Origin of the sequence: Anabaena sp. UHCC 0253 (genome assembly GCF_009712085.1) — a bacterium.
GTDB lineage: Bacteria > Cyanobacteriota > Cyanobacteriia > Cyanobacteriales > Nostocaceae > Dolichospermum.
The window spans coordinates 112,971-123,955 of sequence record NZ_VILD01000003.1 but is presented as its reverse complement, the minus strand read 5'-3'; the positions used below and the strand labels follow the sequence as shown (position 1 = coordinate 123,955).

At 36.1% G+C, this 10,985-nt stretch carries 13 protein-coding genes; 7 read left to right on the top strand and 6 right to left on the bottom strand.

The genetic code is table 11. The features are described 5' to 3' along the window. Window positions 1-271: hypothetical protein (locus FJR38_RS08805; protein ID WP_168536556.1), on the bottom strand; the 271-nt coding region annotated here is incomplete at its 3' end. Window positions 272-334: 63 nt separating this feature from the next. Here FJR38_RS08805 and FJR38_RS08800 point away from each other — a divergent pair. Both FJR38_RS08800 and FJR38_RS08795 read left to right on the top strand, forming a co-directional pair. Further along, entirely contained in the window at window positions 335-1,339 is a 1,005-nt protein-coding gene (locus FJR38_RS08800; protein ID WP_371418167.1) for an NB-ARC domain-containing protein, read from the top strand. Between the two features lie 226 nt (window positions 1,340-1,565). Continuing rightward, entirely contained in the window at window positions 1,566-2,297 is a 732-nt protein-coding gene (locus tag FJR38_RS08795; RefSeq protein ID WP_168536554.1) for a Uma2 family endonuclease, read from the top strand. Window positions 2,298-2,326: 29 nt separating this feature from the next. On the opposite strand, the gene FJR38_RS29160 is transcribed toward FJR38_RS08795, so the two are convergent. Beyond that, window positions 2,327-3,694 carry a Rid family detoxifying hydrolase gene (locus tag FJR38_RS29160; RefSeq protein WP_168536552.1) on the bottom strand — a complete coding sequence of 456 codons (1,368 nt, stop codon included), beginning with the start codon at window positions 3,692-3,694 and terminating at the stop codon, window positions 2,327-2,329. Between the two features lie 122 nt (window positions 3,695-3,816). Between FJR38_RS29160 and FJR38_RS08785 the strand changes: the two genes are divergently transcribed. Next, window positions 3,817-4,053: a hypothetical protein gene (locus tag FJR38_RS08785; protein WP_168497724.1), complete on the top strand. Its 237-nt coding sequence runs from the start codon at window positions 3,817-3,819 to the stop codon at window positions 4,051-4,053. After that, a complete protein-coding gene (locus tag FJR38_RS08780) occupies window positions 4,050-4,502 on the top strand; it encodes a 6-aminohexanoate hydrolase (protein ID WP_168536550.1) in 453 nt (150 codons plus the stop codon). Before FJR38_RS08785 ends, FJR38_RS08780 begins: the two co-directional genes overlap by 4 nt. 187 nt (window positions 4,503-4,689) lie before the next feature. On the opposite strand, the gene gcvH is transcribed toward FJR38_RS08780, so the two are convergent. Next, window positions 4,690-5,079: a glycine cleavage system protein GcvH gene (gene gcvH / locus FJR38_RS08775; protein WP_168497718.1), complete on the bottom strand. Its 390-nt coding sequence runs from the start codon at window positions 5,077-5,079 to the stop codon at window positions 4,690-4,692. An 80-nt stretch (window positions 5,080-5,159) separates the two neighbouring features. Beyond that, on the bottom strand, window positions 5,160-6,344 hold the full coding sequence (gene gcvT, locus FJR38_RS08770) for a glycine cleavage system aminomethyltransferase GcvT (protein ID WP_168536548.1): 1,185 nt from the start codon (window positions 6,342-6,344) through the stop codon (window positions 5,160-5,162). A gap of 169 nt (window positions 6,345-6,513) precedes the next feature. On the opposite strand from gcvT, the gene FJR38_RS08765 reads away from it, so the two are divergent. After that, window positions 6,514-7,011: a pentapeptide repeat-containing protein gene (locus tag FJR38_RS08765; protein ID WP_168536546.1), complete on the top strand. Its 498-nt coding sequence runs from the start codon at window positions 6,514-6,516 to the stop codon at window positions 7,009-7,011. A gap of 135 nt (window positions 7,012-7,146) precedes the next feature. Continuing rightward, a complete protein-coding gene (locus tag FJR38_RS08760) occupies window positions 7,147-8,499 on the top strand; it encodes a C1 family peptidase (protein ID WP_168536544.1) in 1,353 nt (450 codons plus the stop codon). A gap of 184 nt (window positions 8,500-8,683) precedes the next feature. Here the strand turns inward: FJR38_RS08760 and FJR38_RS08755 are convergent, their stop codons facing one another. Then, window positions 8,684-9,493, bottom strand: a complete 810-nt coding sequence (locus FJR38_RS08755) for an alpha/beta fold hydrolase (RefSeq protein ID WP_168536542.1) — start codon at window positions 9,491-9,493, stop codon at window positions 8,684-8,686. Window positions 9,494-9,587: 94 nt separating this feature from the next. Next, window positions 9,588-10,055: an NUDIX hydrolase gene (locus tag FJR38_RS08750; RefSeq protein WP_371418166.1), complete on the bottom strand. Its 468-nt coding sequence runs from the start codon at window positions 10,053-10,055 to the stop codon at window positions 9,588-9,590. Window positions 10,056-10,598: 543 nt separating this feature from the next. Here FJR38_RS08750 and FJR38_RS08745 point away from each other — a divergent pair. Continuing rightward, window positions 10,599-10,772 carry a hypothetical protein gene (locus FJR38_RS08745; protein WP_168497706.1) on the top strand — a complete coding sequence of 58 codons (174 nt, stop codon included), beginning with the start codon at window positions 10,599-10,601 and terminating at the stop codon, window positions 10,770-10,772. Window positions 10,773-10,985: the final 213 nt, after the last annotated feature.

Below are 10,985 nucleotides of genomic sequence, written 5' to 3'. Positions count from 1 at the left end.
TATCATGAACCTGTTGTGTTACGACTTCAGTTCTTATTCGTTGAGGATTTTCAACATTTTGAACATAAACCTCCATCTTTTCATAAATCTTATTTCCCTCTTGTATAAAATAAACAAAGGCATCTGAAGCAACTTCTATTGCCTCATTAATTGCTTTGAGTATCTCAACAATAACCTTGGTAGCCCAATACTTAATTTCGTTCCAAAAATGACGAAAAAGAATCCCTGTTAAAAAACCACCTATAAGTATTACCCAAGTAATTGGATCCATGAAATTTTTCCTCAAAAATATGTTAATTTTGTTCAGATACATTCACAGAAGTTTCAGCTACAAGTGCTGTTTTCTGATGCCGTATTTTCACTTCTGTGTAGCGCTCCTAAAATCATCAATTTTTATAATAGAGAAATTGAAATTAAAACTCTTTTGAATTGGACATTAAATCAAAACACTCCTTTAATCTCAGTCTTAGGATTATCTGGAATTGGTAAAACTACCCTTGTAAAAAGATTTGTTGATCTAAATCTCCAACAATTTGAAGTAATTATTTGGAGAAGTTTAAAATTTCCTAAATCCCTAGATTTACTTATTCATGATTTATTGAATGTTTGCAAACAAGAAGCTAAAGAAACTATAGATAATAAATTAAAGCAATTATTTAATATTCTTAAAAATAAAAAATACTTAATTATTTTAGATGATCTAGAAAATATCTTTGTTAACCGTCAATTTGCAGGACAATATAAACCTGAATATCAAGATTATAAAACCTTCCTACAAATGATCACAGAAATTGAACATCAAAGTTGTTTAATTCTCATCAGTCAGGAAAAATGCCAAGAAATGATTTCTTTAGATAGTGAACTTTATCCCATTCATTGTTTAGAACTATCAGGTTTAGATAATGCAGCTACAGAGATATTAAAAAAACAAGGATTAAAAAATGCAGAAAATTGGTTAGAATTAATTAACTTATATGAAAATCATCCTAAATATTTACAGTATATTAGCATCTTAATTGAAGAAGTATTTCAAGGTGAAGTATCAGAATTTATCAAAGAAAATAGTTTAATCTTAACAGAAGATTTCAAATCTCTGTTTGATTCAATTTGGATGAGATTATCTGAAGTTGAAAAAGAGATATTATTAAAAATCAGCCAATATGATCAACCTATATCTAGAGATGAAATAAAACAGTCTTTATCATTATTATCAACGGATATAATTAACGGCTTACAATCATTAACGAGAAGATTTTTATTAAAAAAATTAGAAAATGATCAAAAGTTATATACTCTCTCTACTGTTTTTAGAGAATATCTAAGAATTTATCATCAGTAATCAGACTTATTTATTATCAAAATTCGAGTAAGTAGGTAGATGCTAACCAACCCAACTATGTAACGAACTGTAAATTACCCAAAACTCTTGGGATTGCTGCGTTCCACTCCGTTCCACTCGCAATGACATAGTTATAAGTTTTCCCACCTACCTACTTACATTCAAAGAATTAATTTCCATAACTGGTTAAACTAGAATTTACAACCTGAATACAGCAAAACCCATCATGATCATTGCTACCCAAGCCTACCAAATCACTTGGGAAAAACTACCTGATGATTACATCCTCCCAAATGATCCAGTGGACAATATCTACCAACCAGCCCAAGCCGCAGCATTAACTGAAAGCCTCCAACTAGCGGGGAAACTTCCCGTCAATTGCCTCACACCGACTAACTACGGTATCTGTGCAACAGTAAATGGCAAAATTGTTGTGAAAGCACCTGATTGGGCTTATATACCGGAAATTCGGGCAACTAAAAAAGAAGTCTTTCGTAGTTATACACCCCAACTACAGGGAGATATTCCGGTTATCGTTATGGAATTTATTTCTGATACAGACGGAACAGAATATTCCATTAAACCAACTTATCCCCCTGGAAAATGGTTTTTCTATGAAAAAATCTTAAAAGTACCCAATTACGCTATTTTTGAACCAGATAGCGGTAGTTTAGAATTTTATCAGCTAAACTCTAATACAGGTTTGTACACTTTGCAAAATCCTCACGAAAACCAACGTTACTGGATAGAGGAAATGAACCTTTACTTGGGAGTGTGGGAAGGAACAAGAGAAAATTTGACTAGTAAATGGTTAAGGTGGTGGGACGAACAGGGAAATTTATTATTGTGGAGTTCAGAATTAGTAGAACAAAAACAACAAGAAATAGAACAGGAAAAACAACGCACGGAACGACTAGCAGCCCAATTAAAATCATTAGGTATTGAACCTGAAAACTAAAAGTAGGGTGGGCATTGCCCACCGGATAATTAGCCACCAATCACGGCGATACACTCAATTTCTACTAACACATTTTTAGGTAAACGGGAAACCTCAACACAAGCACGCGCTGGGGCTGTATCTTCGGAAAAATATTTTGCATAAACCGCATTTACAGCGGCGAAATCATTCATATCAGCTAAAAATACACCAGTTTTTACCACATCTTTAAATGTAGCACCTGCTTCTGTCAGGATAGCTTCAATGTTTCTCATTACTTGTTCAGTTTGCTTGACTACATCTTCGGTATAAACAACATCACCCAAACGAGGATCTATGGCAATTTGTCCAGCTACAAACAACATTTGCCCAGACGCAAGAATTGCTTGATTGTATGGTCCAACTGGTGCGGGTGCTTTATCGGTACGGATTACTTTACGAGTCATAGGAATATCTTTTGCTAATGGTGTTTCTGGTTTACCAAATTCTAAATCTGTAGATGTTTGATAAATTTCTCCATCTGGCATTATCGCACCTGTGAGGTTAGCATTTTCAAAGGTTGCACCATAAATATTTGCGCCGGTTAAATCGGCTTTTTTTAAATTTGCATTATTGAGAGTTGCATTGATTAAATTGGCTTTTTGCAACTCTGCTCTTTCTAAATTTGCCCCTTGTAAACAAGCTTTTTGGAGATTTGCACTATTGAGATTTACTGAACGCAAATCAGCATCGGTTAAATTTATACCCGATAAATTACTTAGTTCAAGATTAACACGCTGAATATTAGATCCTCGGCAGTTAGCATCTTGAAGATTCACTTTAGCTAAATCAGCTTGAGTTAAATCACATTTTACCAAGTTAGCTTGACTTAAATTAGCACAATTTAAATTGACTCTGACAAAGTTTGCGTTACTTAGAGAAGCTTGAGTTAAATTAGCAGAGGTTAAGTTAGCACCAGTTACGTCGGCATTATCCAGATAAGCTTGAGTTAAATTAGCAGAGGTTAAGTCAGCACTAGTTAAATTGGCATTATCTAGATTCGCTTTAATAAAATTAGCAGAATTCAGTTTTGCTCCCATCAATTTAGCATTATCCAAGTTAGCTTTATAGAAGTTGACATTTGTAAGATTTGCTTTACTCAAATCAGCACCACTCAAGTCAGCCCAATTCAGAGTTAAACTAGAACAGTCCGTTAACTCACTCAAATTAGCATTTGTTAAAGATGCCCTAATGAGTTTTGCGCTCTGAAGTCTTGCTTTACTCAGGTTAGCATCATTCAAATCTGCTCCCGTTAAATCTGCATTATAGAAGTCTATTTCACTTATATTTGCACCTTTAAGGTCTACCCCTCTCAGATTTACAGAATGAAATTGTCGTTGCCCAGCGGCATATTTTTCTAAAAGTTCTTCAGCGTCCATAACAGCACCATTAAATACTATTCTAAAAGTATAAAACAATGCTTGATACTAAAGTACAGGTATTGATGGCAATATTGCCTAATGACTAATTATAGTGTTACAATAGCACTATCTAACACTGTATGACAAAAATAGGAAAATCAAGAGAAAATGAAAGCATAGAAATACTAAGCATTGCCATTATGCCTGAAGGAAAAAGACTAAACATATATTTCACTGATGAAGATGATTTAAAGCTTTATGCAGAAATATCAACAGAAGCGAAAAACGAAAAACGCTCGATGAGCCAAATGGTAAAAATACTTGTCAGTGATGCGATCGCGAAGCGCCAACACCAAAAACAAAAAGAACTAACATGACTACAGAGCAAAGACTTGACCGTGTAGAAAGTGAATTTGCTACTATCCGTGAACTACTAATTTCAGCCGCTACCTATGCTGAGTCAGCCAATCGGCGGATTGATGATTTGGGTATAAAACAAGACCGCACTCAAATTATGCTGGATGATCTGGGTATAAAACAAGACCGTACCCAGACACAACTTGACCGAACAGTATTGCGAGTTGACCAATTATCAAGCAGAGTTGATGAGTTTATCTTTCATACTCAGCGCCTATTTAACAAAGCAGGTGGAGAGATAGAGGAAACAAAGGCAAGAACTGAAAGATTAGAAGCATTAATGTTAAAGCTTGATCGAAACTATGAGGAACAGAAATCGCAGTTTCAGGAGTTTCAACTGACAACTAATGCAGCATTAGAACGAATTGACAGAGTTTTAGACTATCTACTGAGACAGTCAGGAAGTTGAACAGCTTGGGTTTAGCATTGCTAAACCTCTACATTTTTCTCTGCTCTTCTTTAGTGGCAGTTGCTAAAAACACAATACTAATTGTCTGCTGAGGGCGATCGCTAATGGGATTCAGAATATACTTTTTTCAGTAGAGATGTTCCCATGGAACACCTCTAAGTTATTGAGAAGATGAATGTTAAATTATTTACTCGCCTTCTACCAAAGCCCGATATTCATCTGCTGTCATAGCTTCCTCAATTTCACCAGGATCATTAACACGGACTTTAATAAACCAACCTTCACCATAAGGATCATCGGCTACTTGTTCAGGATCGTTAATTAACATCTCATTCCGTTCTATAACAGTACCAGTAACTGGTGAATTCAGTTCTTCTACTGCTTTTACTGATTCAATTGTGCCAAATCTTTCTCCTAACTCAATAGCATCACCCATTTCTGGTAATTCTAAAAAGACAATATCACCTAATTGATCAATAGCAAATTCAGAAATACCAATAGTACCAATGTCGCCATCTAGACGAACATACTCATGAGAATCTAAGTATCTTAAATCCTGGGGATATTCAAAAGACATATCACTTTCTCTTCCACGTTAAAAAATAGTGTTACCAGAGTAACCTAAAACACATTATTCCTCAAAAACCGCAAAGGTTATCAGTTAGTAACACGATTCTTTGCACGATAAAATGGGCGTTTCACCACTGTAGCTGAGTAAGATTTGCCGCGAATTTCCACTTCTAGTTGCTGTTTAAGGGTTGCTAACTGAATGGGAACGTAAGCTAAGGCTATGGGATAACCAAGTGTAGGTGAGAGAGTACCACTTGTTACTTCTCCAACTACTTGATCTGAGGATAATACGGAGTAGCCGTGGCGGGGAATATTCCGTCCTTGTGTTTGTAAACCTACAAGTTTACGCTGCACTCCTTGGGCTTTTTGCTGTGTTAAAACTTCCCGCCCCATAAAATCACCTTTGGTATCTAAATGTAATAGCCAACCTAAACCAGCTTCGAGAGGAGTGGTAGTATCGTCTATATCTTGTCCATAAAGTGCCATTGCAGCTTCTAAACGCAAAGTATCTCTACAACCAAGTCCACATGGGACAACACCAACATTATATAAACTTTGCCACAAATCTATCCCCACAGTGGAATCTACCATCACCTCAAAGCCATCTTCTCCGGTATAACCTGTACGCGCCAGAAATGCGTGTTTGCCAAAAATGGTGGTTTCTAAATGCCCAAAAGCCTTAATAGGAGTTAAATCTGCTGTGACTAAGGATTGGAGATGATTAGTAGCTGTTGGACCTTGAACAGCTATTAAGATTTTATCCCGTGAAAGGTCTTGGAATTGAACTACATCAGGATCAAGATGTGCCAATATCCATGTTTTGTCTTTATCAATAGTTGCAGCATTGACGATAATTACTACCTTTTGCGTATCAGTGCCGTCTGTACCTTGGTAGTAAATAATGATGTCGTCAATAATTCCGCCTTGAGGATTTAGTAATACAGTATATTGTGCCTGTCCGGGTTGTAAACGACTCAAATCCGAAGGAACTAAATACTCAAGTTGAGAAATCAGATTTTTACCTTGGAGGGTAAATTTGCCCATGTGGGAAATATCAAACATCCCCGCAGTGTTTCTAACAGCATGGTGTTCTTGGGTAATACTGCTATATTGTATGGGCATTTCCCAACCACCAAAGCTGGTAAATCTGGCTTTGAGTTCTACACCTATTTGATATAGGGGGGTTCGCGCTAGAGATTGGGAGGCAGCGAAGTTCTGGGGGTTTTCCCCATGAGGGACTGCCGACGGAGTAATATTTTCTTGATTAGCCACAGATGGTTATTTATATTTATGGGCGATGCTGACGACGAGCGAGGCGATCGCACTTCAACTTTTATTCATCCTACGGGATAGCTTCTAATTTAGCAGAGAATTATTTCTGACTCCTTCCTGCGGTTTAATGATTAATAGTGGAATTGTTGAGATTTATTAAGCGAAGATTATGAAGTACCGACCAATATTGGCGAGTGTGATTTTAGCCTTAGTGCTGTTTGTGTTCCCTTTCTCAGCCCAAGCGGCAAGTTCTTCTAATGTCACCAGTTCCATTATGAACCAGGGAGTCGCAGGCAAGGACTTTTCTGGTCAAAGTTTAATTGGAACTGAGTTTACGAGTGTGAAATTAGAAAATACTAACTTTAGCAATGCTGATTTGCGTGGTGCTGTATTTAACGGCACTTTATTGGATGCTGCTAATTTACACGGTGTAGATTTTAGTCAAGGCATTGCCTATTTAACAAAATTCAAAGATGCTGATTTAAGTGACGCGATATTTACAGACGCAATGATGTTGCGTTCGGTTTTTGATAACGTTGATATTACTAATGCTGATTTTACTGATGCGATATTAGACATGATACAGGTGAAAAAGCTCTGTATTAATGCCAGTGGGATTAATTCTAAAACAGGTGTAGATACTCGCCAATCTCTAAAATGTAAGTAAAAACCTTTAACCCCTTCCCTAACATAGAAGGGGCATTAAGAATAATTGAGTAATTCTAAAATTGTTACATCTGCCTGAAGACATATTTTATAATTTTTATACTTCATTACCTGTGGATAACCCCCATAAAATTTTATGTCTAAAAAAGCTGTATTGTCTTATATAGTAGATCGAAATACAGGTTTATGGAAAGCATTAAGTGGTTGTAGTGCTTCCCAACAAGAAATTCCCGGTTCTCACGTTTATAGTACCGAGCGATTTACCGAAGAAGAATTACCACCACAGGTTGATCTCCGTCCCTTTATGACTCCTGTAGAAAATCAAGCAGGTGCTAACAGTTGTACAGCAAATGCAGTTGTGGGAGGGTACGAGTATATCATGAATCGTATCGGACAAGAGATTGATTTTAGTCGTCTTTTTGTCTATTACAATGCCCGATTACTAGGACTAGAACACTTTGGTCAAACTAAAATTCAGGATCAAGGAAGTAGCATTACTTTAGCATTAATGAGCTTGCAAGAAAAAGGCATTTGTCATGAATCAACCTGGGCTTATGAAGTTACAGATAACGGTAAAGTTAAAAATGTCAATATTGAACCTATTTTCCATGCTTATAACGAGGCTACCGAACTTCTAAATGTTCCTGATTTTCAGTGGGAAACACCAGAAGAAGTTCCTGTTGATATTTATGCAATGAAACATTGTTTAGCAGAAGGTTATCCTTTTGTGTTTGGACTCATTTTGTTTAAATCTTTTGATCAAGTGACTAGCAAAGGAAGAGTCCCAATGCCAGATTTAAACAGCGATGCGGGGAGGGAAGAACATGGTAAACACGCTATGCTTTGCGTAGGTTATAAAGATAGTGCTGAAGTTTTCATTGTTCGTAATTCATGGGGTGAAGAGTGGGGAGAATCAGGGTATTGCTATATTCCCTATGAGTATATGACTAACCCCGAATTATGTTTTGAATGCTGGAAAATTAAAGGGACGACTGAATTTGATTTAACTGCGGATATTTGGGTTGAAGAAGATGAAGATTTTGATGATGAATTCTATGAAGAAGAAGATGAAGAAGAAACAGATAATTGCTATTTAACTCTTGTTGAATCCATTGCAGTTATTTGTTTATATGGTGCGGCTGTAGATGGCTTATCTGATGAAGAGTCCGAGTTATTAGCGGGACTTTATGAAAGCTATGAAATTGATACCGAACTACTAGCAGAAAAAATCAATAATCTCATAGAAATTGGAGGATTTGAACTTCTTTATAATGCGGCTGTGCAAATTATTCTAGCCGAAGATGCAGCCGAAGAAACTTTCCAAATGTCTGTAGAATTTGCTCTTGCTGATGAATGCTTTAGTGATGAAGAATATGAATATTGGTCTCAGTTAGCACAAGATTTAGAACTTGATAATGATAGAGCTACAGAACTCTTTAATGAGATTCTAGAAGAATATGATTATGAACCATTTGATACTCTGTTTTAAAAGATAACAATCCGAAATTATAGCGTTTCCTAGCCTATCTAAGTACAAATTTATCTGCGTTTATCCGCGTTCATCATCTTCTATCTGCGTTTAATTCCTTCCTGTACCTGAAATCGCTATATTCACAAATAATAATATCCCTGACTTCTCTAAAAAATTCAGGGATATGACTCTACCAAATTCCCTATTGATTAATAAAATCCCCAATAGCTTCAGCGACAACTCCAGCACAAGATTCTGGTAAATTACTGTCTCCATGAGCAATCATCTTTAACTGAATATTGGGAATTAATCGAGCATAAGTATTACTTCTCGATATAGCGATCGCATCATCTTCACCACCTTGTAAAATTAAACAGGGAACTTTAATTTCAGGTAAGTTTTTTTCCAGTAATTCCGCTTCTATTTCTGGTTGCTTACGATTAAAGAGTAACTGACAAGCGGTAGAGTATTGCAACAATGTTTTTCTTAAATCTAAATCAGCAGCAATTTTTTCTTCCCAACCAATCAATTTAATTAAGGGACGAATAAAACGTAAAAACTTAATTATTAAGGGAGAAACATTAAATAAGCGCCGTCTTTTTTGCCAATATTCTTCTTGTCCTTCTGCTGTTACACCTTCAGGCGCTAACAATATCAAACCATAGATTTGCTCTGGATATTTTAAAGCATAACTAGCGGCAATCCAAGCGCCTAAAGAATTACCCACTAAATAAACTTTTTCTAATTTTAAAGCTTCTAGAAAATGGGATAAACATTCTACTTGCAAATCTATGGAATAGTGAACATTAGGATGTGCTGATTCACCAAAACCTAATAAATCTGGTGCAAAACAATGGTTATTTTGCGCCATTATTTCCATTATTGATACCCATTCACTACCATCATTCCATGCACCATGTAAAAAAACTGTGGGGATTCCTGAACCAACCTCACGCCAAAACAATACACCTTGAGAAAGTTTTCTGCGGGAGTTGCGAAATAATATATTCATCTTAAATTTACTAATTTACCTATCCAAGTTTTGCAATTTCCAATTATAGATTTTGGATTTAATTTAAAAACCCAAAATCTTAAATCTTCATCTTTTATGCAAGTGTTGTTAATCCATTCAAATAGTCTTGTAACTGACGAAAATGATCATGAGACATATCTGGTTTTGGTAAAGACATAGAGGGGAAAGCTTGAATTTCTATGACTTCTAAAGGATCTTTAATAACCATTTCTCCTTGGACTTCGGCTTCAACAGTAATACAGATAGAGTGAATGCGGGGATCACGGTTTGGTGAAGAATAAACTCCGACTAAACGGCGAATTTGGACTAATTCTAGCCCTGTTTCCTCCATCAATTCCCGACCAACTGCATGAGGAACATCTTCTCCCCAGTCCACCATACCACCAGGCAATGACCAAAGACCATCATCCTTCCTTCTAATTAACACAATCTGGCCATCAGGTAAAATGGGGATAATACTTGTACCAGTAATGGGATGGCGAAATATAATACCCAATACCGTTTGTCCAAAGTGCCATAAGCTACGAGTGGACTGAATCATTGGCTTAAAAAAAGCAAGAATGTTCAAGTTTCAAATTGCTTTATTGTATTCTAGATTTTACTAATACTTGTATAGTCTCAATTACCAAAATCATAATCAAGTTTTTATTTATACAAATATGTGTGATTTAGTTGATTACCCTAGAAATATTCCTAGAATAACCTAATTTTACCATTTGCTTTAAATAACTGCATTATTAGTATCGAAAGCAGTTTATATGGATATTTAAATAACATTATATCCATGACCATCAATTATAAATACCCAGATACTGAGATTGATTCAGGACATTTTTCGTAATTGTCTAAACTTATCAAATATATGGTTTATATGTAAGAAAAATAACAGACAATAGGGAGTAATACCCATGATCAGCCCAAATTTAGTTTGACAATAAGCTTTTTCGTAAGATATAATGGTATGCTGTTTCAAGTGTATTGATTGCTGCACTAGGCTAGAAAAGTATATCAATAACATCGGTAGCTGATATGGCCTAAGTAATGCCTAGATGCCAATTTTTTGTTGTTTATTCATGAGGTGAATATGGCAAAGCGCCGTAACCCGAAAAAAGAGAAGGCGCTACGAAACCAGGCTTACGCCAGAAAGTTTCGTAAACGGACTACTACAGGTAGAATGGGCAGACGATTCCAACAAAGACCGCCCAAGAGTGAAGAGGAAGAATCAACAGGGGCAGCAGCAATGGACGCTGCTGATTAATGTATAGCAGGTGACAGGGAACAGGTGACAGGTGACAGTGCTATAAGCCTTTTATTGTCTAAGTTCTAGGATTAGTTGATGTCCTAACCGCCTTGCCCATAGCTATATCTGGTTAAATTTTATCCTTTCATATTTTGAATTTTTAGGGTGTACATGAGTACACCCTTATTTGTTTTAAGTTGTCCGTTGTCCGTTGTTAAGAAGTTTTTCCTA